Origin of the sequence: Pseudophaeobacter sp. EL27 (assembly GCF_900313025.1) — a bacterium.
GTDB lineage: Bacteria > Pseudomonadota > Alphaproteobacteria > Rhodobacterales > Rhodobacteraceae > Pseudophaeobacter.
The window spans coordinates 103,098-125,942 of sequence record NZ_OMPQ01000004.1; the positions used below are offsets into that span (position 1 = coordinate 103,098).

The 22,845-nt window shown below is 57.6% G+C and carries 23 protein-coding genes, 1 pseudogene and 1 riboswitch; of the genes and pseudogenes, 21 read left to right on the forward strand and 3 right to left on the reverse strand.

Annotated features, from left to right (window positions below):
• The first annotated feature begins 180 nt into the window (after positions 1 to 180).
• The 13 genes from ED661_RS02425 to ED661_RS02485 all read left to right on the forward strand — a co-directional run bounded on the left by ED661_RS02425 (position 181) and on the right by ED661_RS02485 (position 13,180).
• The gene (locus ED661_RS02425; protein WP_122072368.1) at positions 181 to 1,653 is read left to right on the forward strand and encodes an amidase; all 1,473 of its coding nucleotides are present in this window, start codon (positions 181 to 183) and stop codon (positions 1,651 to 1,653) included.
• Between the two features lie 87 nt (positions 1,654 to 1,740).
• The gene (locus tag ED661_RS02430; protein ID WP_122072369.1) at positions 1,741 to 2,127 is read left to right on the forward strand and encodes a hypothetical protein; all 387 of its coding nucleotides are present in this window, start codon (positions 1,741 to 1,743) and stop codon (positions 2,125 to 2,127) included.
• Between the two features lie 95 nt (positions 2,128 to 2,222).
• On the forward strand, positions 2,223 to 3,227 hold the full coding sequence (locus ED661_RS02435; protein WP_122072370.1) for a sugar ABC transporter substrate-binding protein: 1,005 nt from the start codon (positions 2,223 to 2,225) through the stop codon (positions 3,225 to 3,227).
• A gap of 26 nt (positions 3,228 to 3,253) precedes the next feature.
• Positions 3,254 to 4,798: a sugar ABC transporter ATP-binding protein gene (locus tag ED661_RS02440; protein WP_162930010.1), complete on the forward strand. Its 1,545-nt coding sequence runs from the start codon at positions 3,254 to 3,256 to the stop codon at positions 4,796 to 4,798.
• Positions 4,795 to 5,787: an ABC transporter permease gene (locus ED661_RS02445; protein WP_122072372.1), complete on the forward strand. Its 993-nt coding sequence runs from the start codon at positions 4,795 to 4,797 to the stop codon at positions 5,785 to 5,787. The genes ED661_RS02440 and ED661_RS02445 overlap by 4 nt, the downstream gene beginning before the upstream one ends.
• 73 nt (positions 5,788 to 5,860) lie before the next feature.
• Positions 5,861 to 6,796, forward strand: a complete 936-nt coding sequence (locus tag ED661_RS02450) for a LysR substrate-binding domain-containing protein (protein ID WP_122072373.1) — start codon at positions 5,861 to 5,863, stop codon at positions 6,794 to 6,796.
• A gap of 169 nt (positions 6,797 to 6,965) precedes the next feature.
• Complete coding sequence (locus ED661_RS02455) at positions 6,966 to 8,078, forward strand: extracellular solute-binding protein (protein ID WP_122072374.1); 1,113 nt, start codon at positions 6,966 to 6,968, stop codon at positions 8,076 to 8,078.
• Positions 8,079 to 8,192: 114 nt separating this feature from the next.
• On the forward strand, positions 8,193 to 9,053 hold the full coding sequence (locus ED661_RS02460; RefSeq protein ID WP_122072375.1) for an ABC transporter permease: 861 nt from the start codon (positions 8,193 to 8,195) through the stop codon (positions 9,051 to 9,053).
• A 3-nt stretch (positions 9,054 to 9,056) separates the two neighbouring features.
• On the forward strand, positions 9,057 to 9,848 hold the full coding sequence (locus ED661_RS02465) for an ABC transporter permease (protein WP_122072376.1): 792 nt from the start codon (positions 9,057 to 9,059) through the stop codon (positions 9,846 to 9,848).
• A 78-nt stretch (positions 9,849 to 9,926) separates the two neighbouring features.
• Complete coding sequence (locus ED661_RS02470) at positions 9,927 to 11,012, forward strand: ABC transporter ATP-binding protein (protein ID WP_122072457.1); 1,086 nt, start codon at positions 9,927 to 9,929, stop codon at positions 11,010 to 11,012.
• Between the two features lie 37 nt (positions 11,013 to 11,049).
• Positions 11,050 to 11,721, forward strand: a complete 672-nt coding sequence (locus tag ED661_RS02475; protein ID WP_162930011.1) for a GDSL-type esterase/lipase family protein — start codon at positions 11,050 to 11,052, stop codon at positions 11,719 to 11,721.
• A gap of 52 nt (positions 11,722 to 11,773) precedes the next feature.
• On the forward strand, positions 11,774 to 12,166 hold the full coding sequence (locus ED661_RS02480) for a hypothetical protein (RefSeq protein ID WP_122072378.1): 393 nt from the start codon (positions 11,774 to 11,776) through the stop codon (positions 12,164 to 12,166).
• Between the two features lie 117 nt (positions 12,167 to 12,283).
• Positions 12,284 to 13,180 (forward strand): LysR substrate-binding domain-containing protein, encoded by an 897-nt coding sequence (locus ED661_RS02485; RefSeq protein WP_122072379.1) that lies wholly within the window; start codon positions 12,284 to 12,286, stop codon positions 13,178 to 13,180.
• Between the two features lie 4 nt (positions 13,181 to 13,184).
• Here ED661_RS02485 and ED661_RS02490 read toward each other — a convergent pair whose 3' ends face one another.
• On the reverse strand, positions 13,185 to 13,625 hold the full coding sequence (locus ED661_RS02490) for a nuclear transport factor 2 family protein (protein ID WP_122072380.1): 441 nt from the start codon (positions 13,623 to 13,625) through the stop codon (positions 13,185 to 13,187).
• A 189-nt stretch (positions 13,626 to 13,814) separates the two neighbouring features.
• Between ED661_RS02490 and ED661_RS02495 the strand changes: the two genes are divergently transcribed.
• The 4 genes from ED661_RS02495 (at position 13,815) to ED661_RS02510 (ending at position 16,611) form a co-directional block, all read left to right on the forward strand.
• Positions 13,815 to 14,537, forward strand: a complete 723-nt coding sequence (locus tag ED661_RS02495; RefSeq protein ID WP_162930012.1) for a GDSL-type esterase/lipase family protein — start codon at positions 13,815 to 13,817, stop codon at positions 14,535 to 14,537.
• A gap of 50 nt (positions 14,538 to 14,587) precedes the next feature.
• Positions 14,588 to 15,568 carry an MBL fold metallo-hydrolase gene (locus ED661_RS02500; RefSeq protein ID WP_254054747.1) on the forward strand — a complete coding sequence of 327 codons (981 nt, stop codon included), beginning with the start codon at positions 14,588 to 14,590 and terminating at the stop codon, positions 15,566 to 15,568.
• A gap of 81 nt (positions 15,569 to 15,649) precedes the next feature.
• Complete coding sequence (locus ED661_RS02505; RefSeq protein WP_122072382.1) at positions 15,650 to 16,042, forward strand: hypothetical protein; 393 nt, start codon at positions 15,650 to 15,652, stop codon at positions 16,040 to 16,042.
• Entirely contained in the window at positions 16,042 to 16,611 is a 570-nt protein-coding gene (locus ED661_RS02510) for an invasion associated locus B family protein (protein ID WP_122072383.1), read from the forward strand. Before ED661_RS02505 ends, ED661_RS02510 begins: the two co-directional genes overlap by 1 nt.
• A gap of 297 nt (positions 16,612 to 16,908) precedes the next feature.
• Here the strand turns inward: ED661_RS02510 and ED661_RS02515 are convergent, their stop codons facing one another.
• A complete protein-coding gene (locus ED661_RS02515; protein ID WP_122072384.1) occupies positions 16,909 to 17,793 on the reverse strand; it encodes a TonB-dependent receptor in 885 nt (294 codons plus the stop codon).
• Between the two features lie 158 nt (positions 17,794 to 17,951).
• A riboswitch (cobalamin riboswitch) is annotated at positions 17,952 to 18,161 on the reverse strand.
• Positions 18,162 to 18,438: 277 nt separating this feature from the next.
• Here ED661_RS02515 and ED661_RS02520 point away from each other — a divergent pair.
• The 3 genes from ED661_RS02520 (at position 18,439) to ED661_RS02530 (ending at position 20,947) form a co-directional block, all read left to right on the forward strand.
• Entirely contained in the window at positions 18,439 to 19,599 is a 1,161-nt protein-coding gene (locus tag ED661_RS02520; protein ID WP_122072385.1) for an iron-containing alcohol dehydrogenase, read from the forward strand.
• Entirely contained in the window at positions 19,599 to 20,045 is a 447-nt protein-coding gene (locus tag ED661_RS02525) for a thioesterase family protein (RefSeq protein ID WP_122072386.1), read from the forward strand. Before ED661_RS02520 ends, ED661_RS02525 begins: the two co-directional genes overlap by 1 nt.
• A 296-nt stretch (positions 20,046 to 20,341) precedes the next feature.
• Positions 20,342 to 20,947 (forward strand): DUF1415 domain-containing protein, encoded by a 606-nt coding sequence (locus tag ED661_RS02530; RefSeq protein ID WP_254054748.1) that lies wholly within the window; start codon positions 20,342 to 20,344, stop codon positions 20,945 to 20,947.
• A gap of 273 nt (positions 20,948 to 21,220) precedes the next feature.
• On the opposite strand, the pseudogene ED661_RS02535 reads toward ED661_RS02530, so the two are convergent.
• Positions 21,221 to 21,637 (reverse strand): annotated as a pseudogene (locus ED661_RS02535) (tyrosine-type recombinase/integrase); the annotation flags it as partial.
• Positions 21,638 to 21,693: 56 nt separating this feature from the next.
• On the opposite strand from ED661_RS02535, the gene ED661_RS02540 reads away from it, so the two are divergent.
• Positions 21,694 to 22,820, forward strand: a protein-coding gene (locus ED661_RS02540; RefSeq protein WP_122072387.1) for an IS3 family transposase whose coding sequence is annotated in 2 segments (ribosomal slippage) — positions 21,694 to 21,958 and positions 21,958 to 22,820 — 1,128 coding nt in all. Because the reading frame shifts where the segments join, the coding sequence is not laid out codon by codon here.
• Positions 22,821 to 22,845 lie beyond the last annotated feature (25 nt).

Consider the following 22,845-nt stretch of genomic DNA (forward strand, 5'->3'; position numbering starts at 1 on the left):
GCGGAAGGGGCAGTTTTCCTATAACTATATGTACTAAAAACCGTTTTCCAACACAGCGCCATCTTCACGCGTGGGCTGAGCTTTTCTCAGTTGCTGGAATCCGGCAGACGGCGATCCTGTGGTTAGAACCGAGCGTCCCGCCAGACCGGGCGCCATTGACCCAACAGGAAAGTATGTACCGTGACTGATCTAGCCCGACTCAGCGCCACCGAAACCGCGCTTGCCATCCGCGAACGCCGGGTCTCTGCGACCGAGGTGATGCAAGCCGCAATCAAACGGATCGAGGCGGCGGACCCCAAACTGAACGCCTTTGTGTTCACCGCCTTTGACGAGGCGCTGGGAGAGGCAAAAAAAGCAGACCAGGCCGTGGCGCGCGGCGATGCGCTGGGACCGCTGCATGGCGTGCCAACAGCGATGAAGGATCTGTTTGATTTCAAGCCCGGCTGGCCCAGTACCCTTGGCGGCATCCCGCAGCTAAAGGAAAACATCGCCGACATGAAATGCGGCTTTGTAGAAAGCATGGAGGCTGCTGGCGCGATCTTTGTCGGCAAAACCAACAGCCCCGCCATGGGCTATCGCGGCACCACCGACAACGCAGCCTTTGGTCCGACCGGCAACCCGTTTGACCCCACGCGCAATGCCGGTGGGTCATCGGGCGGATCGGCAGCGGCTGTGGCTTCTGGCATGTTGCCAGTGGCCGAAGGCACCGATGGCGGCGGGTCTATCCGTATCCCGGCGGCTTGGACCAACACGGTTGGCTATCGCGCCTCGGCCGGGCGTACGCCCCTACTGGTACGGCCCAATGCTTTTGCCAATACACTGCCCTATATCTTTGAAGGCACCATTACTCGCACTGTTGAGGATGCCATTGTCAGCCTTGGGGTTCTGCAGGGTGCACATCCGGGCGATCCAAACTGTCACAACATGCTCAATGACTTCGCGGATGCCGGCCTGCGCGGAGTTAAGGGGATGAAGATCGGTTTCAGCCCGAACCTCGATGTTTTTCCAGTTGAAGGCGAGATTACTGATGTCGTGGCCGATGCAGTGAAAGTCTTCGAACAGGCAGGCGCCGAGGTTGAAGAGATCAAGATCGGCCTGACCCGGGATCAGCGCGAATACAGCGATATCTGGTGTCGCCTGTTCGTGCCGATCATGCGCCACAGCTTTGCCGCGATCAAAGAGAGTGGTCTGGATCTGCTGTCTGACGAACACCGTCATGGCCTCGCCCCTGATCTGCTGGACTGGGTTGAACGTGTAGGCCCGGATTACAGCGCCGATGATCTCTATCGAGATCTGTCGGTGCGTTCCGAAGTGTTCGACGCCTATCAGGCGACTTTCTCCAAATACGATCTGATCGTGTCGCCGACAGTGACGGCAATGCCGGTCAAGAACGCCACGGACGGAAATACCAAAGGCCCCAGCGAGATCAATGGTGTTGCTATCGATCCACTGATCGGTTGGTGTCCAACTTTCCTGACCAATTTTACTGGTCATCCTTCGGTATCGGTACCTGCGGGCTTGGGCGCATCAGGCTTGCCGGTTGGTCTGCATATAGCGGGGCGCCGTCAGGCTGATGGTGATGTTCTGGCGGCGGCGGCTGCCTTCGAGCGTTTGCGCCCATGGGTGCAGCATTACGACCGCATCTCACTCTAACACAATTGAACCTCCCCAATCGGCGCCTTGCCCGCCCAGCGTTGCTGGGCGCCGGTCACCTATTTCCAATCCAACAGGAGAAAAACGATGAAATCCACCTTGAAAACTCTTGCACTCTCAGCGGCTTTGCTCGTTGGTGCTGCAACCTCTAGCTTTGCTGATGAACGCCCGATTACCGACGCAGTGATCGTTGAATATCTGGAGTTCAACCTGGTTGATGGTTCAAACTCGGATGAATTCCTGCGTGAAACCCTGGCTATGGACGAGGTACTGGAAGGTTACGACGGATTTGTTGCCCGCCATTTGGCGCGCAACACCGATGGGTCCTGGGTCGAGGTTGTCTACTGGACCTCGCTGGAAACCGCCGAAGCCGCGCTGCCCCGCTTTGTCGAAGATCCGCGCACCAAAGGTTTCCTTGCGTTGGTCGATGGGGATTCGCTGTCGGTGAAATACTCCAACGTCTTTGAATTCTGATGACCCGGTAGGGGCTGCCTCTGCGGTAGCCCCTACCCACCCATACTAACCGCGAAAACGCGGACCTCTTCCAACAGATCAACAGGGATGAACCCATGAAGAAACTTACCAAATCACTGGCGCTGACCATGGCGATGGCCATAGGAGCGGGCGCGCAAGCCGCCGACATCAAGGACGTGACTATCGATCAGATTCGCGCTGCTGCATCGGATACCTGCGCCGATGGCAAGACCTATCAGGTTGCCTACAGCCATTCGGTGTCCGAGGTCGCCATCGTCAAGCAGGTGCGACGGTTCGCGGATGAGCGCGCCGCCCAGCTAGGCTGCGTGACCGTGCTGCATGACAACACCCAGGCCAACAATCTGGAACAGCAGATAAACGCAATCCAGGGTTGGATTACCCTAGGCGTGGATGCCATTGTCGTGCTGCCGGTCGAACCTACAGCTTTGCAGCCGCTGCAGCGCCAGGCCCAGGCGCAGGGGGTCAAGTGGTTGACCTATCTGGGTAAAATGGACGGGTCGGACGGCTTTGTCGGCTTTGACCACGCACAATCTGGCCAGATCATTGCACAGGCCGCCGTAGACTGGGCCAAGGCCAATGACGTCACTAACGCCAAGGCGCTGGTAACCACACTGACGCCGCTGCCTTCGCTTAGCCCGCGCTGGACCGAAGTCACCCGGATCTTTGCCGAAAACGGCATCACGGTTGTGTCCGAACAGGACGCCGCTGACCAGACCAATGGGTTGCGCGTAGCGGAAACCGTGATGCAGCAGCATCCGGGCCTCGACATTATCATCGGCATGGCGGACGACGCCGCTGTGGGCGCGCTGCGTGCGATCCGTCTGACGGGCGCCAATCCAGACACGATGTTCGTAGGCGGTCAGGACGGCTCGCTCGAAGGGTTGAGCGCGGTGAATGACGGCGGCGCCTATCGGGCATCAGCTGCGATCCTGATCAACGAATTAGGCGCCAATATCGTCGATCTGGCATTGAACGCGGTGCGCAACGTTGAACCCAGCTTTGCCTACACGCCGACGGTTCTGGCCAGCAAGGCTGATCAACCGCTGCTGGACAAGCTGCTATCCAACTACGCCAACTGATGGCATCCCCGACAAGGAGCGAAAAAATGCGTCTTGAGGTGAATGAACTGCGCAAATCCTATGGGCCGGTCGCCGTGCTCAAAGGGGTGGATCTGGCGGTAGAGGCAGGCCGGGTTCTGGCCTTTCTCGGAGCCAATGGGGCAGGCAAATCCACCCTGCTGAACTGTGTGAGCGGCGCCCAGGATGCGGATAGCGGCGACATCCTTGTCGGGGACGCATCACTGCTGGGGCTTGGGCCCCGGCAGGTTCAGGACCAGGGGGTGGCGATCATCTATCAGCACTTTCAGGTCTTTGAAGGGTTGAGTGTGGCCGAGAATATCTTTCTTGGCCACGAAATCCAGTGCGGCGGTCGTGTGGATCGCCGCGCCCAGAACGACCAGGCGCGCGCGCTGTTGGACCGACTGGGGGTCGATGACATCGATCCGCGCACCGATCTAGGATCGCTGGGGGTCGGGGAGCGCAAGGTGGTGGAAATCGCCCGCGCCCTGCGGCTAAAGCCGAAATTTCTGATCCTGGACGAACCCACGGCCTCGCTGTCGGACCAGGAGGCCAAAGCCCTGCACGAGGTGATCCGCCAGGCGGTCGCCAATGACGGGATCGGTGTGATCTATGTCACCCATTTCCTGGATGAGATCCCCAAGATCGCCGATGACGTCACCATTCTGCGCGATGGTCGCATCCTGTGGACCCGCCCCGTGGGCGAGGTGAGCATTGGCGATATGACCGACGCGATCTCTCCTGATGCGCTGGTGACAGGGCTGGAGAAGATCCCATTTCAAGCCGATGGACCCGAGGTGCTGCGGCTTGATGCGCTTGAGACATCCTTTGTCGGCCCCATCAACGTGGCGCTGCATCCCGGTGAGGTGCTGGGCATCTATGGCCTGATGGGGGCAGGGCGGACTGAGCTGCTGGAATGCCTGTCGGGCGCCGCACCGCAAAGCGGTGGTGCGATGGTGTACGAGGGCGAAGCGCGTAAATTCGCCTCTCCCCGCGCAGCGCTGGATCAGGGGATCGCGCTGGTCGCCAGCGACCGCAAGGAACAAAGTCTGTTTGCCAGTTTTGCCGCGGTGGAGAACCTGTTGGTGCCGCATCTGGGCCGCTCTCCGATGCCCCGGATGCTGCGCAGTTTCAGCCGCGAAGGGATTGAGTTCGAACGCGCGGCGCGGCGGCTCAACATCCAGCCGCCGAACCCGCGCCTGCAGGGGCAGCGGTTCAGCGGCGGCAATGCGCAAAAGATTATGGTGGGCCGCTGGCTGGTTGAAGGGGCAGGGTTAAAGTTGCTGCTGCTCGATGAACCCACGCAGGGCGTCGATATTGGCGCGCGGCACGAACTCTACGAGGCGTTGGCCGACGTCAAACGCAAGGGCGCGACGATCATCGTCGCCAGCTCGGACGCGACCGAGATCTGCCATCTGGCCGACAAGGTGATGGTGTTGGGGCGAGGCCAGCAGGTCGCCCTGATCGACAACCCCCATGACGAAGAGCTGCTGATCGAACTGGCCCACAAGGCCGAACACGGAACGCAAGAGGGGGTCACGGACGACGCCCCGCAGATGGAAATGGTGCAATGACGGATACCGGACTGACACGCGACGCGCTGGGTGGGCGCGCGAAGGGGGACAAGCAGGACCGCGATTGGTTCGAACTAGCCGTGGCGGCTGCGTTGCCCGTGGCGATCGCACTGCTGGCGCTGTTCTTTTACATTAAGGCGCCGGTCTTTATGACCGCCAACAACTGGATCGCGATTTCGGTGCAGGTATCTGCGCTGATGACGATCTCGATCCCCTTTGCTCTGCTGCTGATGGCGGGCAAAATCGACCTGTCGGTGGGATCCACGCTTGCGCTGTGTGGTGTGGTCGCGGGGCTGAGTTTTGAACCGTTGGGGATCACCGGCGCGGTGCTGCTGACACTGGCGGTTGGCACAGTCGTGGGCCTGATCAACGGAATGCTGGTGTCGGCGGTGGGCATGTCGCCGATCATCGTGACGCTTGGCACGCTGACCCTGATCCGGGGTCTGGCGCAGTGGCTTGCGCCCAACCCTATCTTTGGCTTCCCCGAAGAGTTTCTGGTGATCGGCTATGAACGGGTGCTGGGCCTGCCGATCCTGACCTGGATCATGCTGACGGTGATCGCCCTTGGGGTTGGCGTCATGGCGCTGCTGCCCATCGGGCCGCAGATCGTCGCCCTGGGTGTCAACCAGCGCGCCGCGTTTCTGGTGGGCCTTCGAGTCAAGGCCATCGGCATCGGACTTTATGCCGCGACCGGGTTCTTCGTCGCCGTCGCCGCGCTGATGAGCATTTCGCGCATCAACTCTGCCCCCGCCGGCACGCTGGGCATCGGGGTGGAACTGAGTGTTCTCACCGCCGTGCTGCTGGGCGGCATCCCGTTTGCGGGTGGCAAGGGATCAGTGTTGCGGGTTGTGCTGGGGGTCTGGTTGCTGGGCATGCTGGCCAACGGTCTGATTCTGATGAATGTACCAACAGAGTTGAGTTTGATGACAACGGGTCTTGTTCTGATTGTGGCGGCCGGGTTGGACGTCTTGCGCGCAAGGCGAAGCTGATCACAGGATCGGGAGCAAAGGACCCCTCCGATAGCGGAGGGGTCGACGCTTTTTGTACCGGAGGACCGACCCCGTGAAACGATTGCCGCCCCTGACCAGCCTGCAGGCGTTCGAGGCCGTCTCCCGCCATATGAGCATCAAACTGGCGGCCGAAGAGCTGTTGCTGACCCCAACCGCGATTAGCCACCGACTGAAAACGCTGGAGACGCAGTTGGACACGCAGCTGTTCCACCGCTTGACCCGATCGCTGAAGCTTACGACCGAGGGCGCAATACTGCGCCCATTTGTGAGCGATGCCTTTCGCAACCTGAACCTTGGCATTGCGCAGCTGAGCACCGACGAGGTCGAGGGCGAACTGGTGCTCACCACCACACGCTCTTTTGCCTGGAGCTGGCTAAGCCCGCGTTTACCGAAGTTCAGCCAGCTTTATCCTCAGTTGGAGGTCAAGGTGATTGCATCAGACACGGTGTTGGATTTCGCGCGGTTCAGCGTGGATGTGTCGATCCGCTATACCGATAGCCCGGACCCTACGGAACATGCGGCATGGGTGCTGGACGACTATGTCACCCCGATTTGTTCGCGCCGTCTGGAGAAAAAGATCCGCACAGCCGAAGACCTGCTGGCGAGCGATCTGGTGGAATATGAATGGCTGGGGTTTCGGGATGGCGACCCGAATTGGCGGGCCTGGTTCGCCTCGGTCGGGATCGACGGGTCAGGGATCCGTCCGATCGCCAGTTTCAGTGATGAGATCATGTGTATCGAGGCGGCGATGGACAATCGCGCAGCGGCTTTGGTCAGTATCATCGCCGCTTCGCGCGAGATTGAGCGCGGTCGCATCGCTGCCCCGATTCCCCGGGTGCTGAAAGATCGAAGCTATTATCTGGTCTGCCCGATGGAACGAGCTCAATCGGCCAAGGTGCGCGTCTTTCAAGACTGGTTGCTGAAAGAGGCGGATCTGTTTCGTGATAGCCCCTATGGGATGAAATTCATCCCGCAAGGCCAACACTAGAGTGCAGCTCACTCCTTATTGGAAAGCCATCCGAGATCAATGCAGCTCCTGGTAGAAAATCACACTTCTGAAAGGCTGAGAAAAACTTGGGGCTTGCTGAATTCTGCTCGATTGTTGGGGCGGCAGCTTGCCCGAATACTCTCTTCATCCATCAAGGGAGGAACCGAAAATGGCCAATACTACACTCACAAGACGCGCCTTGCTGAAGTCCGGCGCCATCGCTGCGGGAACGCTTGCCATGCCGTCGATCGTCCGAGCACAAACGGCGACTGAGATGACCATGCTGGCCTGGTATGGTCAGGCAGAACCCGATGCTGTTGCCGAGTTCGAAGAGCTGCATAACGTCAAGATCACTCCGAAATATTATGTGGGTGGCGAACAGATGTTGGCCCTTTTGGCGCAATCCCCGCCGGGCACTTATGACCTGATCCACGCGGATGCTGAATATGTACAGCAGTTGGTTTTCGCCAAATTTGTCGAAGAGCTGGATCCAAACGACTACGCCTTTGATGACTTCTTTCCAGAGTTTCACCGATTTCCAGGCCATTGGAGTGGCGACCAGCTGTATGCAGTGATCAGCCGTTTCGGCTTCCTAGGAATTTCACACAATCTCGACGCGGTTTCGGTGAAAGAAGCTATGTCCTATGACATGCTGTGGGACGAAAAGCACAAAGACAAGGTCGGCCACTTTGACTGGCATCTCCCCAATCTTGGCGTTCTGAGCCTAAAGGAAGGGAATAGCCAACCCTTCAACATTTCTGAAGCGGCCTGGGGCCAGCTGATGAACGGCACACTGAGCCTGAAGCCTCAGGTGCGGGGCTTTTATGATTATGGTGGCGTTCTTTCCTCGCTGAAATCAGGTGAAGTGACCGTAATGCCGGGAATTGGCGAGTGGATCACTGGGGTTCTGCGCCGAGATGGTGCGAACGTCACGACAACGATTCCTGAGCAGGGTGGTATTCAGTTCACCGAAAGTTTTTCGATTGGGCGCGGATCTCAGCGGGCAGATCTCGCTAAAAAGTTCATTCAGCACGTTTCCAGTCCTAAGGGTCAATTCAATTTGGCCAATCTGAATGTGTTCCCCGCCATCGTGCCATCCAAGCCAGCTTGGGAACAGATGATTTCGGAGCGTCCAGAAGATGCACGTCATCTCGGCATGTTCAAGGGCGAAGGAAATGCGATCGACCTTATCCGTAAAGAGCGTATCCATATCCGCGAACTGCCTGTTCAACAGGAACTCGAAGACTGGAATGACTTTTGGTCAGCCTACAAGAGCGCCTGAGCCAGCGGGCTTAGGACTGCTCGACTCCCCGCCACCCTTTCTCCCCGGGTGGTGGGAAGCTTTTCCAACGCAGATGCCAAACAGCCCGGAACACTGGGTAAAACGGAATAAACCATGACCACTTCGATTTCCACACGGCGCCTTTCGCGCTTGGCGTATAGCGGGCTTTGGAGCCTGCCTTTGCCACTCTGGCTGGCCGGTTTCTTTTTGGGTCCGATGATCCTGCTAATCTGGCTTAGCTTTTGGGATGTCCGGAATTTTCTGCTGACGCCGGATTTTCAGCTGGAAAATTGGCAAAAGATGTTGAGTGCCAATTACTTCTGGGCGGCATATTTGCGCACCACCCTGATTGCAATCAGCGCCGCAATTCTGGCGAGCCTAGTTGCGCTGCCTTGTGCGCTGGCGATCAGCTTCTTCCTTGGGCTCAAGGCGCGGATGGTAGTTCTGGGACTGTTCGTGGTGCCGTTTTTCACCTCGTATCTGGTGCGGATCTATTCCTGGCAGATCTATCTAACTGAAAACGGCATCATCATGAAGACGCTGGCCGCCGTCGGCATCGACAGCGGCAGCCTGTTGAACACACCGCTAGCGCTGATGGTCGGGCTGGTGACGCTGACCCTGCCGCTGGTGATCGTGATCCAGTCGATTTCCATGTTGTCGCTAGATAAAACGCTGATCGACGCCGCCTATAACCTGGGCTGTGGCCCGCGCCGGGTGCTTTTTGCCACGGTGCTGCCGGCGGTGCGTCCAGGCATCGTGCTGGGCGCGCTGTTCGCCTTCATCTTCAGCTTTGGCGATTTTGTCACCGCAACCTATCTTGGTGGAGGCAAGTTCACGACCCTGTCCATCCTGATCGCTGACACCGTGAAATCCGGCCAGCAATGGCCCCGCGCCGCCGTGGTCTCACTGGTGATGATCGCGACGCTGCTGGTCTCGGCGCTTGGCGCCATCTCTTATGCATACCGGAGGGCCTGAGCCATGCGTGTTTCCCTGCTTACCCGCCGCCTGACCGTGATTTTTCTGGGTCTTGCGCTGACCTTTCTCTATGCGCCGATCCTAACAAATTTCGTGTTCTCGCTGAACTCGGACCGCTTTCCGACCATCCCACTGGGCGACGTCACGCTGGAATGGTACCGGTTGATCCTGGCTGATGCGTTGGTGATCGACGCCTTTGCCAACACAGTGAAGATCGCGCTGATCGTGGCGCCGATCGCCACCGCCATGGGGTTCGCCGCGGCCTATGCGGATTATCGGTTTGACTTCTTCGGCAAGAAGTTGGTGTTGGTCTTTGCCCTAATGCCGCCGTTGATCCCGCTGGTTGTCATTGGCCTTGCGATGCTAGCCTATCTGTCGCGCATCGGCCTGTCTGGCACGTTGCCGGCGATCGTGGTCAGCCATATCGTCCTGACCTCGCCCTTTGCCATGGCGATCATCCGGTTGCGGTTTTCCCAGATCGACGGCGATCTGGAATTTGCTGCACAAAACCTGGGCGCCAGCAATTGGCGCGCCTTTCGCGAGGTGATCATCCCGTCCACCAAGACCTCGATCCTCGCCGCCTTCCTGTTGTGCATGGCCGTCAGCTTCGACGAATACGCCGTCACCTGGTTCGTCGGCGGGTTGGAGGAGACAAGCTCGGTCCGGATTCTCAGCTTTCTGCAATCGGCGGTAAGTCCGCGCATCAACGCCATCGGTTCCATCACCTTCATCACCTCGATCACTCTCATCCTTGGCGCACAGTTTCTGGTGTTGCGCCGTCTGGCGCGCGCCTGAACCGGGAGAACCAACATGAACACTCTGACAGACATCACAGCCGCGCGTCCCGTCGCGCCCAATCCAGGGGACCACCACATGTCGCACGCGCATATCTCGCTTAAAAACATCCACAAGACCTATGGTGACTCTGTTGCGGTCGACCGGCTGGATCTGGACATCGAAGAGGGTAAATTCATCGCCATCATGGGGCCGTCGGGCTGTGGCAAATCCACGTTGCTGCGGATGCTGGCGGGGCTGGAGGACGTGACCAGCGGCGACATCCTGCGCGAAGGGCAGCGGATCAATGATCTGGCGATCTGGGAACGCGACATGCCCATGGTCTGGCAGTCGCTGGCGCTGTTTCCTTTCCTCACCGTGCGCGAAAACGTCGAATTCGGCCTGCGGATGAATGGCGTGGCCAGCGCCGAACGGCGCACCCGCGCGCTCGACTGGCTAAGCAAGCTGGGGCTTGAAGGCTACGCAAATCGCGGCGTCGACCAGCTGTCTGGCGGGCAACGCCAGCGTGTAGCGCTGGCGCGTTGTCTTGTGACGGAGCCGTCTGTTTTGTTGCTGGACGAACCGCTGTCGGCGCTGGACGCGCATCTGTCGGTACAGATGCAGGGAGAGCTGAAACGTCTTCAGCGCGAGTTGGGCATCACTTTCGTCTATGTCACCCACAGCCACTCCGAGGCGTTTTCAATGGCTGACACCGTGGTGATTATGAACCAGGGCCGGATCGAACAGGCCGGCAGCCCCGAAGACATCTATCTGCGCCCGGCCACACCATTTGTGGCGCGGTTCTTGGGCGGGTCGTCGATTTTCGACTGCAAGGCACGACGTCGCAAATCGGGCGAGCTGGTACTGGAAGGAGCGGATGGCACCTTCGATTGCGCGGCTTCGGAACTGGTTGAACTGGACGAAGGTGAAAAGGTTAGCCTGATCGTACGGGCAGACCAGATCTCGGTCACTGCAGCGGCTGGCTGGGCTGAAAATGAAGTTTCAGCCCGCGTCATGGGCGAGGAATTTGTGGGGGCACTGGTCAATCTGCGGCTGGAAACAGCTTCTGGTACGCAAATCACAGTGCAACTCCAACAACGCGACATGCAGGCTCTGGACATCGAAGTTGGCGCTGGCATCACCGCCAGTTGGCATCCCGAGGATGGCCACATCATCAAAACCTGATCAATGAACATCTGAGAAACGAATGAAGGAGCCTGTCATGGCCAAGAAAAAAATACTTGTCTACGGCGACAGCAACACCTGGGGCTGGGTTGGTGTGGAAGAAGCCTTCCCGTCGACCCGCTACGCCGACGAAGACCGCTGGGCGGGTGTCATGGCCGCAGAGCTGGGCGACGATTACGACGTAGCCGTCGACGGCCTGACCGTGCGCGCAACCAATCTGGACGACGCCATGGACTGGAACGCCATCAAGGCCGACATGTTTAACGGCGCGAAAACTCTGCCCGCCGCGATTGCGCGGGAAATGCCGTTAGATCTGCTGATCATCGCGCTAGGGACCAATGACCTTAAGGCCGACACCAACCGGTCCGCCGAAGATATCGCCGCCGCCATCATCGAAGTGGCGCAGGTGGCGCAGGGCTGTGGCGGCGGGGTCGCCTATCACTATGACGCGCCGCAGGTGCTGGTCGTGTCGCCCGCACCAGTCAACGACATGCCCCATCCGGATTTCGCGGCCATGTTCGAAGGCGGCAAAGCCAAGTCCGAAGCGCTCGGCGCCGCTCTGAAATCCGCCGCCGGCGTTGCTGGCTTCGATAGCTTTGACGCCGGGGCTCTCACCGGCAATGCGGCGGGCGTCGATGGCCTTCATATGAGCCAGGACCAACACGCCAAACTTGGCCGCGCGATCGCCGACAAGGTGCGCGGCCTCTGACCCACACAATCTACCACCACTCACCCCCATCATGCAACAGGAGGAGTTATCCATGATGAAACTTGCAAAAGGCCTGAAGACCGCAGCACTTGCGACCACCCTGGCCATCGGAACAATGACAGCAGCTATGGCCGCAGATCTGAGCAAAGCCGGAACCATCGAATACGTGACCTTTAAGGCGAAAGACGGCGTTAGCGTTGATGCTATGTCCGAAGCCGCCGCCGGGGGCACGGTGAATGCCAACCTGACCGCCAACTACGATGGTTTTGTCGATCGCTATGTGGCGCTGCAGGCCGATGGCGTCTGGATCGAAGTCGTCTATTGGGAAAGCGAAGAGGCAGGTCGCGTCGCGCTCGAAAAATTCGTCGCTGACCCGGTGAACAAGGATTTCCTGGAGCTGGTGAATGTGGACAGCGTGACCATCACCTATTCCGACATCCACTGATACCACTGCCCCGGGCCGACGCACGGCCCGGGGCGCCCTAGGATCAAGACCCCAAAGCCTTTCATGCAAATATTTCGACTTTGCCGGATCGCGCGGTTCGTGTCATGAAAGGACAAGATGAAACGCCGACTGCCCCCCCTGAACGCCATCCGCGCCTTTGAGGCGGCGGCCCGTCTGGAGAGTATCTCTGAGGCGGCGGAAGAACTGTCAGTCACCCCCACCGCGATCAGCCATCAGATCCGGCATCTGGAAAACCTGCTGGACATCAAGTTGTTTGAACGCGCCGGGCGCAACGTATCGCTGACCAACCAGGGTGCACGGATGCTGCCGGATATCACCCGCGGCATGGACAGCCTGGCGGCGGCATTCGCCGAAACCTATGGCAATATCGACACCAACACGGTGACGATTTCGACCACCCGGGAATTCGCGCGCTATTGGCTGCAACCCAGATTGGGAGAGTTTTACGATGCCTTCCCGCAACTAACACTCAACATTTTCGCCAGCGAAAGTGCTGTGGACATGAGCGGTAGTGAGATTGATGTCGCAGTGCGATATGGCGCGATGCCTGCACAAGACAACGACGAAACCCCGCTTTATCAGGAATATTATGTCGCTGCCGCCAGCCGCGATTTGCTGACACCCAACCGGGCCGCGCGGATCGAATTTCTGACCCGCAAACGTCTGATAGATGTGAGATGGGAAAATTCATCTCTCATTGCGCCGTCTTGGAAGGCCTGGTTTGCGGCCGCCGGGATGGAAGATTGCGACAGTTTCCGTAGAATGAGTTTTGACGCCTATAATCTGGCGTTTGACGCTCTAAAACGTGGCCACGGCGCAGCCCTTCTCAGTCGCACTATTGTGCGATCTGCTGAATTTGATGGTGGGTTTGTCGAACTCGAAGGCCCACAACTCCCTGGTTATCACTACCGCGTTCTGTGCTCTCCTACCGCGATGCGCAAACGAGCGGTCCGCCAGTTCGTTGATTGGTTGGTGGAAACGGCAACTGAGTAAATGCTCAGGCTTGCGATGATCGGATGTGCTGGTGGAGATCGCCATAGAATGGGCGGCTGATCGACAGGCGTACATAGTACCAAGTTCCATTGTCATCGCGGGCGAATTCCTCGAGGTACTCACCGGAGTAAATCATCTGCAATGGCAGAGTTTCTGTCTGCTGAATGACCGTGACATAACGTCGACATTGAGCGGTTCCGATATCTTCATCTATCTGAAGGTCCTCATTTGTAGACAGGTGACGGGTGCGGGGCGAACCGTCAGAAAACAACACGACGCGGGACAACAGTTTGTCGCGGACTTCGTGTCGCCCAGAGAGTGGCACGCCTCCCTCAAATACCCATTCACCCCGTGCGAACAGATCCGCGAAACCGTCCAGATCACCATTATCCAACGCAAAGCTATAGGCGTTGAGCAGGTGACGAATTTGATCAGTGCTAGTCATTGAAACGGTGCTTTCTGAAAGATGCCGATGAGGGGTCGTTTGTGACACGATCGTGGTCAATTTCAAGGCTACGGGTCCAAAGAGAAGGCCCCTTGTAACGCCGATCTCACCCGAACGTGACCAAGAAACCCATGGTTACAAAAAAGTGCCCTGTTCAGTGCGGGAGGGGCAGAGGTTAAATTGATCATCATGATGAAAACAAAAGGAACCCCCTCTGTGATCTATCCGATGATCCGCGCTGTTTGTCTGTGTGTTTTGGTGCTGTGCGTTGCGCCTTTGTCCGGGTGGGCAGAGACGCGGGTGCTGGTGCTGGGGGATAGTAATACCTGGGGATCCAATGCATCTGGTCCCAGACACGGAGAAACCGTGCGCTGGGGGCGGGTGCTCGGTGCGGCTCTTCCTGATGTTGTGGTGGTGGAGGAGGGCCGCATCGGGCGGCGTACAGATCTGAAGGCAGAGCGCCCGTTGGACAATATTGGCCATGCCGTGGCCACGCCTTTGCCAGATTTGGTGGCCCAGCACCTGCCACTGAATCTGGCAGTGGTGATGCTGGGCACCAATGACCTGCAGGCTGGGCAGGAGCGGGATGAGGAGACCATCGCGCGGTCGGCCTTTTCTCTGGCACGCATCCTGCAAACCGGGGGTGTTGATCGGGTTCTAATGGTTGCCCCGCCGCCGTTGACCAGCCCTGAACAGGGGCAGCTCGCCTATATCTTTGGTGATGCGCAATCTGGATCAGAAGCCTTGGCAGAAGCCTATGCACGCCAATCCCAACAAACCGGTATTCCTGTTTTTGATGCTGGATCCGTGATCCGGGCCGACGGGGCGGACGGGGTGCATCTTACCGTCGCCGCGCACAAAAAACTGGGGCGGGCGCTGGCCCCTGCCGTGGCTGCACTACTTTCCGAATAACCTAAAGAGACGACCCACAATACACTCAACCCAAACCATGGAGAGACCTCATGACTCTTATTTCCCGCCGTCAGGCTTTAACTGGGGCTGCCGTCGCCGCTTCTGCTGCGATCGCCACCCCGCTGATGCCAACCAGGGTGGGCGCCACGGCGCCGCTGGCGGGCACACAGGCCCCCGGCTTTTATCGTCGCAAGGTTGGCAATGCCGAAGTCACTGCGTTGCTGGATGGTTACCTAGATATCGCCCACAACCTGTGGACCGGCATTGACGAGACCGGTGTAAAGCAGGCTATCTCCGACAGCTTCCTGCCCGACAACGGCAATATCAGGATTGGCATCACATCCTATCTGGTGAATACTGGCGACCGCCTGATCCTTGTCGACAGCGGCTCAGCAGACCTATTCGGCCCAACTGCTGGCAAATTTCTGGAGATGCTTGCGGCCGCTGGTCACACCGCTGATCAGATTGACGATATCCTGATCACCCACATGCACCCCGATCACATCGGCGCGCTGATCACTGCAGATGGCAGAGCAACCTTCGCCAATGCTCAGGTGCATGTAGCACAAAAGGAAATCGAATTCTGGGCCTCTGAAACCAACCTGACCTCTGCCCCTGATTTCGCAAAGCCTTGGTATCAGGCGGCGCTGGATGTGCAGGCGGCTTATGACGGGCGGCTCAACATCTTCTCCGGCGCGCCCGAACTTATCACAGGCGTGACGGCGATGGAACTGCCGGGCCACACTCCAGGTCAGACCGGCTATCACTTCGGCTTTGGTGGTGAAGAACTGCTTATCTGGGGCGACGCCTGTGGCGTGGCAGCGGTGCAGTTCCAACACCCCGAAGCTGGCCTGGTGTTCGACGTGGACGGCGAAACCGGCAAGAAAACCCGCGCCAAGCTGTTGGACATGGCGGCGCATGACAAACTGCTGGTAGCCTCGCCCCACTGCCCGTTCCCGTCCTTTGGCCATGTAGCGCGCAGCGGTGAGGCCTATGCCTGGGTGCCTGACGAATATCACTATACCGCGTAAGTTCACGAAACCGCTTAAAGATTCAGCACATCTTTCGGAGCGGGCGCAGACCCGCTCCGGAATTTCTGAAAGGAAAAGACCATGAAACGCAGAGAGTTCATTGCCGCCGCCGTCGCCACGGCACTGTTTGCGGGGTCCGCGCTCGCCGCGGATCCGATAACGTTCCATTTCTATGGCGCCGAAGATTGCCCGCCATGCATGGCGTTCAAACGCAAAAATCTGGCGGATGTGCAGACCTTAGGAAAACAACAAGGTTTCAACGTCGAGGAAAACGTGATTACCCGTACCCGCGACGTGCCCAATGTAGGCGTCTACGGCGATCGCGATCCGATCCTGCGCTTGGCTGCGCCGCAGCTGGAACTGGTTTACCCGCCGATCTTCTTTGTCTCGCAGGGGGGAGAGATCCTGTCTGTGCATGGGCATGATTGGAGCGCGGCGCTGCGTGAGGCGCGACGGCTGGCCGGGCTGAGCTGATGCGGCTGGCAAGCGCGCTGTTGACTGGGCTGGGCCTTCATCTGGGGGGGGGGGCTGTTGCACAGGATTTGCAAGGGCGTGATACTGCGGGCAACTGGCGCGTGACCCACCATACTTCTCACGGGATCTGGAAGTCGATCTGCGACGAACGTGAGGAGCATGGGGCGCTGAAACAGCGTTGCTACATCCGCTGGGTGGATGTCTATGCCGGGCACCCGGATTTCGGGGCCCTGTTCACCTTCATCACTCCCCGGGAAAATGCGCCAGCCGGACAGCATGACGTTATGTTCGGTCCGGAACTGGGCACGGTCTTTTTACCTGACGGTTTCGTTGTTAAACAGGACCAGGAAATCATCTGGCACATGTCGGGAGTGGGATGCCTGCTTCTGGCGGACTGCGAGCTTGATGCTTCTCAGTCCGATGAAGCCCTGCAGGCTATGCTGAACGGAAGTGGTCTGGAGTTTTCGTTTATCGACCCGCATTTCAGGCGTTTTGATCTCAGCTGGTCGCTGGAGGGTTTCTCTGACGCCTTCGAGACCTATCAAACACAATGGTTTCTGCGGCAATAGTGAGAGCCTCGTCTGGATCATGGCATGCTCACAGGTGATCCACCCGGGCACAGGAGTGGGCAGGCAGTTCTCGGAAAATCGTCGATTTACGGACCCGGAGAATGCGAGCCATTTCATCACTGGGACCTTTGCGTGTCTCCAGCGTTCAATTCTGTGGCATTCCGTGATACTCAGTTGACTATAGACAGCGCCCATGTCGATTCCTCTTGTTAGATAAACTACTGTTTTCTAACCAGAGTCGCACTTCAAGGTAGCGCGCGCCATTCCCGATCTGTAGAGCGGATAAGGATGGTTATGTTAAATTGATGCAGCAAACGACAGACGATGTTTTAAACGCCCGCCCAAGGAGGCGAACTCAGCATAGATCTGTGCCAGGCGTTCGTCCCGCTCGCTGAACTGGGTTGGATCGTCCACCACATACCCAGCCGCATCGGTTGCAAAGCGATCGGTGCGATCGTAGTCGTAGTGCTCATCTGAGGTGCGGAGGTTAAAGCCGAGCTTCAATCGTTGTGTGACCAGATAATCCCCCTTCAGCTGCAGCGTCGTGCGGCGAATGCCATCTTCTTCGCCGCCAGAGCCGGAGCTGTCGTAGCCATCGTCCTCGTCATGGGCGAGACTGAAGGAGATGCCGCCACGCTCGGAGCGTGTCGAGGCCCGTGCAGAGGCGCGGTAGCCGTCAGATCCAATTTCGGCGCTGCCACCGTATTCGGTGCCGATACCGCCGGTCTTGGTGATGATATTGATCACCCCAGCCGAAGCATTGGAGCCATAAAACACCGATTGTGGACCCCGCAGGACCTCGATGCGTTCGATATTGGCGGTGTCCAGACCGGATAGGATGTATTCGCTGTCCCCGGCGGAGGCTTCAACACCATCAATCAGGATCAGGGTGTGGTTGGCTTCGGCGCCGCGAATGCGCACCTGAGTGTAGCTGTCACCGGACCCGTTGACCATCAAGCCGGGCACCGCCCGCAGGGCGTCCTGGACGGAGGTGATGCCACGTTCTTCGATCTCTTCACTGGTGAGAACCGAGGCCGAGCGGCCATATCTTTGGGACTCAATGGGCGTGAAGCCACCAGAAATGATGATCTCGCCCAGGTCGATGACCTCAGAGTCTTGGGCCAATGCAATAGCGGGGGTCGCGGCCAGAGCCGCAGCCAAGGACAGGCGTGCCTTGCGCATAGTTCTATTCCTCCCGGCTTGATGACAAAGCACAGGCCAAGCAGCTGCCCAAAGCGGACAGCAAGTCAAAATGAAGGTCTATGAGAGGCACTGCTCCCGCAGACGGTGAAAATTGCCACCACTACGGAAATCCGTTGTCCTTGGCGCATCCCGCACCCGGACAGGGTGATCATTCTGGCAGGTCTCCTGACTCGCGGGTCGAGGCCTTGCCGCGCCTTCCCACCCCGAGGGGCAGTGGCTAAATGCAGCAGTGCTCTCCGCTCACAGTTGCGGGGGCAGTCACGGATTTGGCGCCTGTTGGCTACACCTCACCGTGTTCCCTATTATCCGGGTGGTCTCCCAGCCGGACCAGAATGCTCGCGACTTAGTCAGGCATTGTTAGGTCTGTCAAGAAGGGAGTTTGAAGCAGGTCGCTGGAAAAGAGATGCAGGGTGTGGTTTTGGGGCGCCAAAATGCAGGTGACGGCACGTAAATCAGTCATGAAGCAATACGTGCCTGTTGAGGAGAGGGGCTTTGCCCCTAAAAACATCTCACAGTAGATAACAGAACCTAAAACTTCGCGTTGGGGATCGGGCAAAATCACACGGTTCAAACTGTGTGATATCGACAAGGCAGAACCGCGACACAACACTCAAGGATACCGAAATGACACCGTTCATTTTCAATACCACCAAATCTCTGGTCTTCGAAACTGGCGCTTCATCTCGCCTTGCCGAAGTGGCTGGGCAAACGTTGGGCAAATCGGTCTTGCTGGTAACAGATCCCGGTCTTCGCCAGTTGGGACTTGCAGATCCTGCCATGGCTTCACTTGAAGCCGCCGGACACCGCGTTACGGTTTTTGACAAAGTGGAGGCCGATCCATCTCGTGAAACGCTGATGCAGGCGGTGGAGGCCGGACGCTCGGTCGGGGCAACCGGTGTCCTCGGCTTTGGTGGCGGCTCATCGCTGGATGTGGCTAAGCTGGTGGCACTGTTGCTGGGATCGAATGAGGACTTGGACGAGGCCTGGGGGGTCGCGCAGGCCAAGGGCCCACGTCTGCCTTTGGTTCTGGTTCCGACCACCGCCGGAACAGGATCCGAGGTTACGCCAGTCTCGATCATCACGGTGGGTGCCGAGGAAAAGCGGGGGGTCTCTTCCCCTGTAATCCTACCGGACATCGCCATTTTGGATGCAGACCTGACTGTGGGTCTGCCGGCTCATATCACCGCGGCCACCGGTGTCGACGCAATGGTGCATGCGATCGAAGCCTATGCCTCAAAATCAGCCAACAACAATCCTCTCTCAAAAATGCTGGCGCGCGAAGCGTTGCGCCTCCTAGGCGCCAACATCGAAACTGCCGTATTCAATGGCCAGGACAAAGACGCGCGTGGAGCGATGTTGCTGGGGTCCATGCTGGCAGGGCAGGCCTTTGCCAATTCGCCCGTGGCTGCGGTACACGCGCTGGCCTATCCCATCGGCGGCACCTTCCACATCCCGCACGGTTTGTCGAACGCGCTGATTCTACCGCATGTGCTGCGCTTTAACGCGCCCGACGCCCATATGCTCTATGCAGAAATTGCCGCAGACGCCTTTCCACAGATAGCAAAGGTCGAAGGCAGCCAAGCGCGCTGTGCCGCCTTTATCGACGCATTGGCTGATTTGTCCAAACATCTGGGCATGAAAACCCGCCTGCGAGACGTGGATATCCCCAAAGATGCCATCGCCAAAATGGCATCGGATTCAATGGTTCAACAGCGTCTCCTGGTCAACAACCCCCGTGAGGTCACCGAAAGGGATGCGTTCAACATCTACGAGGCGGCCTGGTGATGGGAGGTAAGGCACCGATCACAACACGCGCGGACTATCTGGACTTCTATCCGCTGCAAACCCGCTGGATGGACAATGACGCCTATGGCCATATGAACAATGTGGTCCATTATTCTCTCTTCGACACCGCGGTAAATGGGTGGCTGATCGAACGAGGTCTGTTGGACCCGCGCAAGTCCGAAACCTATGGATTGGTGGTTGAAAGCGGCTGCAAATACCATGCCGAAATGGGGTTTCCCGACAGGGTAACAGCCGGTCTTCGGGTGGCCCGGCTGGGCTCAAGCTCGATCAAATACGAAGTCGCGTTGTTCCGAAATGACGAGAACACGGCCACCGCCGAGGGCTTTTTTATCCACGTCTATGTCAATCGCGAAACTCACCGTCCGTCCCCGATAGAAGACGACCGCCGCGTCGCGTTTCAGAGCCTGATGAAAATGAGCACCTGACATGACATAGATCCATTCGACCCTTTCCTTTGGTGCGCCAAGACGTTGAATAAAAGTTAAAAATGACTGCTTTGTCCGCATTCTCAACCCTCGATTATCCGTTAAGGCTGCACAAACAGGTTCAAGGGCTGCTTTGGTGACTGGCATCACGGTGTTTTACCGCTCAACCAAAGTTCGATAAGGGCCGTTCTCAGCTATGGCGCAGGATGGCATGACACAATAGACCGTAGTGACTGCACCGATTCTATGGGTTTCGCTTCCGCAAACAAATAGGAACCATGGGCAGAACGTGCTTAATGCCTGCCAAACATGAAGGGATCCATTCTATCAAAAAGCGCGGACCAAAGACATTATCGACAGCTCATCAAGACGTGGTGAAAAACACACGTCGATGGCTTGAACACATCGTGGTGGGGTTAAATCTATGCCCATTTTCCTCGAGTGTCATAGCCCGAGACCAAGTCCACTATGCCATATGTGACGCCACGACCGATGCGCATCTTAAGCAGTTTTTTGTGACGGAACTACAGCGCCTGCTCGTGACCAACGAAAATGACATCGCTACCAGCCTGCTCATGTTTACCCAAGGTTTAGAAGAGTTCGATGATTACCTCGACTTACTCGATTGGTTTCAGCAACTCTTGGAGCAAGCAGAGCTGACAGAGGATGTGCAACTGGCATCCTTTCATCCTCAATACAGATTTGACGGTGTGGCTCCGGACGATCTAAGCCATTTCACCAATCGCTCGCCCTATCCAACCATACATCTTCTGCGTCAAGACCAGATGACCAAAATTCTCGCGCACGTTTCGGACCCAGAGAAGATTTATTTGGATAACATAGAAACATTGAATAGGCTTGGTCGCCGACAGGTCGAGGCACTCTGCCCTTGGGGGAAATAAGGCTGATTGTGATGGCCTGTAATCGCGTCCGGCGCCAAAGCTCTTTGGGACCAAAGGTCGCTTAAAATAAGAGAGCGTTTGGCTCATCAGGTTTGGGGCAGTGCTATGGTCCAACTCTGTGGTACGCGGCAGTAAATTCGGCGGCGTAAACCTTGGACGATTCACAGTGCAGCAACGAACCCCCCAGCACATGATCTGGAGAAGCTGCATCGCAGTCTTAGATGATCTGGCCAAGGTCGGCTGTGGGCCGCCTGTGTAGGCGACCCAGAAATGTTATATTTCAATGGCTTCAGCAATGGCCAGGGCATCCTCAAGTTCAACACCAAGATACCTGACCGTGCTGTCCATCTTTGTGTGCCCCAACAAAAGCTGGACGGCGCGAAGGTTGCCTGTTTTCTTGTAGATCTGAGTGACTTTCGTGCGTCGTATCGAATGTGTGCCATACGCACTGGCTTCCAGCCCGATCGACGTGACCCAGTCCCGAACAATCCGTGCATACTGGCGTGTCGAAATGTGAAGGCGCTCATGAAATCGACCTGGCCAAAGATACTCTGATCCGACCATCAGTTCGTTTTCCATCCATTTTTCGACGGAAGCACGGGTGCCTTCCGATATCTCAAACCGGACTGGCTTCTGCGTCTTGCTCTGCAGTACTGAGGCGCGTTCCTTGATCTGGCCAGACGCCAACATGAGCCTCCCCCAAAAAATTGGTCCGCGCCTATGATTAGGAAAGCGGAGGACCATAGATGGCGACGAAGAGACCGAAGCCCGAAGAGATTGTCGTGAAGTTGCGGCAGGTTGAAGTTCTGATGGGGCAAGGCATGCCCCGTATTGACGCAATCAGACAGATCAGCGTGACTGAACAAACCTACTACCGTTGGAAGAAGAAGTATGGCGGAATGGGCACGGAACAACTCAAGGAACTGAAGCGGCTACAGAAAGAGAACGAGCGTCTACGTCGGGCGGTTTCTGATCTGACATTAGATAAGTTGATCCTGAAGGAAGCCGCATCGGGAAACTTCTGAGCCCCTCGCGTAGGCGGGCCTGCATCGACCATGTGCGTAGTCAGTTCAAGGTTTCTGAACGACGGGTTTGTCGCGTTCTGGGCCAGCACCGATCTACACAACGCCGATTACCACGTGGACGCGCTGACGAAGAACGCTTGGTTGAGGATATGATCGAGCTGACGCGCCAGTTTGGTCGATATGGCTACCGTCGAGTCGCTGCCCTGTTGAGAGACGCAGGCTGGCAAGTGAACGACAAACGCGTCGAACGGCTTTGGCGACGTGAGGGGCTTAAAGTGCCCATGAAACAACCTAAGAAAGGACGGCTCTGGCTCAATRATGGATCGTGTGTCCGTTTACGTCCTGAGTATCGCAATCACGTCTGGTCGTATGACTTCGTACACCACAGAACAGACGACGGCAGAGCCTTTAGGACGCTCAACATCTTGGATGAACACAGCCGGGAATGCCTGGCTATCCGGGGGAAGCGGAAGTTGAATTCGGCTGAAGTAATCGACGCTCTGACGGATCTATTCATCCTGCGAGGCGTGCCTGCYTACATCAGGTCGGACAATGGCCCTGAGTTCATTGCTGAGGCCGTCAGAGACTGGATCAAGGCGGTTGGGGCAAGGACTGCCTACATCGAACCCGGGTCACCCTGGGAGAACGGATATTGTGAGAGCTTCAACGGGCGGATGCGCGACGAGTTGCTGAACGGTGAAATCTTCTACTCGCTACGTGAAGCCCAAATCATCATTGAAAGATGGAGGAACCATTACAACACCAAACGACCACATAGTGCTCTGGGCTACCGCCCACCTGCGCCAAAGGTCATCGTTCCGATGGACCAAAGGCCAATCATGCACTAACTTTCAATGTGGACCACTCAAGTGG

What these genes read in the sequence shown, in the direction of transcription:
- ED661_RS02455 (WP_122072374.1), top strand. Translation starts at nt 6,966, where the DNA reads ATGGCCAATACTACACTCACAAGACGCGCCTTGCTGAAGTCCGGCGCC.
- ED661_RS02435 (WP_122072370.1), top strand. Translation starts at nt 2,223, where the DNA reads ATGAAGAAACTTACCAAATCACTGGCGCTGACCATGGCGATGGCCATA.
- ED661_RS02520 (WP_122072385.1), top strand. Translation starts at nt 18,439, where the DNA reads ATGACACCGTTCATTTTCAATACCACCAAATCTCTGGTCTTCGAAACT.
- ED661_RS02530 (WP_254054748.1), top strand. Translation starts at nt 20,342, where the DNA reads ATGCCTGCCAAACATGAAGGGATCCATTCTATCAAAAAGCGCGGACCA.
- ED661_RS02475 (WP_162930011.1), top strand. Translation starts at nt 11,050, where the DNA reads ATGGCCAAGAAAAAAATACTTGTCTACGGCGACAGCAACACCTGGGGC.
- ED661_RS02445 (WP_122072372.1), top strand. Translation starts at nt 4,795, where the DNA reads ATGACGGATACCGGACTGACACGCGACGCGCTGGGTGGGCGCGCGAAG.
- ED661_RS02440 (WP_162930010.1), top strand. Translation starts at nt 3,254, where the DNA reads ATGCGTCTTGAGGTGAATGAACTGCGCAAATCCTATGGGCCGGTCGCC.
- ED661_RS02485 (WP_122072379.1), top strand. Translation starts at nt 12,284, where the DNA reads ATGAAACGCCGACTGCCCCCCCTGAACGCCATCCGCGCCTTTGAGGCG.
- ED661_RS02515 (WP_122072384.1), bottom strand. Translation starts at nt 17,793, where the DNA reads ATGCGCAAGGCACGCCTGTCCTTGGCTGCGGCTCTGGCCGCGACCCCC.
- ED661_RS02430 (WP_122072369.1), top strand. Translation starts at nt 1,741, where the DNA reads ATGAAATCCACCTTGAAAACTCTTGCACTCTCAGCGGCTTTGCTCGTT.
- ED661_RS02465 (WP_122072376.1), top strand. Translation starts at nt 9,057, where the DNA reads ATGCGTGTTTCCCTGCTTACCCGCCGCCTGACCGTGATTTTTCTGGGT.
- ED661_RS02525 (WP_122072386.1), top strand. Translation starts at nt 19,599, where the DNA reads ATGGGAGGTAAGGCACCGATCACAACACGCGCGGACTATCTGGACTTC.
- ED661_RS02490 (WP_122072380.1), bottom strand. Translation starts at nt 13,625, where the DNA reads ATGACTAGCACTGATCAAATTCGTCACCTGCTCAACGCCTATAGCTTT.
- ED661_RS02505 (WP_122072382.1), top strand. Translation starts at nt 15,650, where the DNA reads ATGAAACGCAGAGAGTTCATTGCCGCCGCCGTCGCCACGGCACTGTTT.
- ED661_RS02480 (WP_122072378.1), top strand. Translation starts at nt 11,774, where the DNA reads ATGATGAAACTTGCAAAAGGCCTGAAGACCGCAGCACTTGCGACCACC.
- ED661_RS02495 (WP_162930012.1), top strand. Translation starts at nt 13,815, where the DNA reads ATGATGAAAACAAAAGGAACCCCCTCTGTGATCTATCCGATGATCCGC.
- ED661_RS02470 (WP_122072457.1), top strand. Translation starts at nt 9,927, where the DNA reads ATGTCGCACGCGCATATCTCGCTTAAAAACATCCACAAGACCTATGGT.
- ED661_RS02460 (WP_122072375.1), top strand. Translation starts at nt 8,193, where the DNA reads ATGACCACTTCGATTTCCACACGGCGCCTTTCGCGCTTGGCGTATAGC.
- ED661_RS02500 (WP_254054747.1), top strand. Translation starts at nt 14,588, where the DNA reads ATGACTCTTATTTCCCGCCGTCAGGCTTTAACTGGGGCTGCCGTCGCC.
- ED661_RS02510 (WP_122072383.1), top strand. Translation starts at nt 16,042, where the DNA reads ATGCGGCTGGCAAGCGCGCTGTTGACTGGGCTGGGCCTTCATCTGGGG.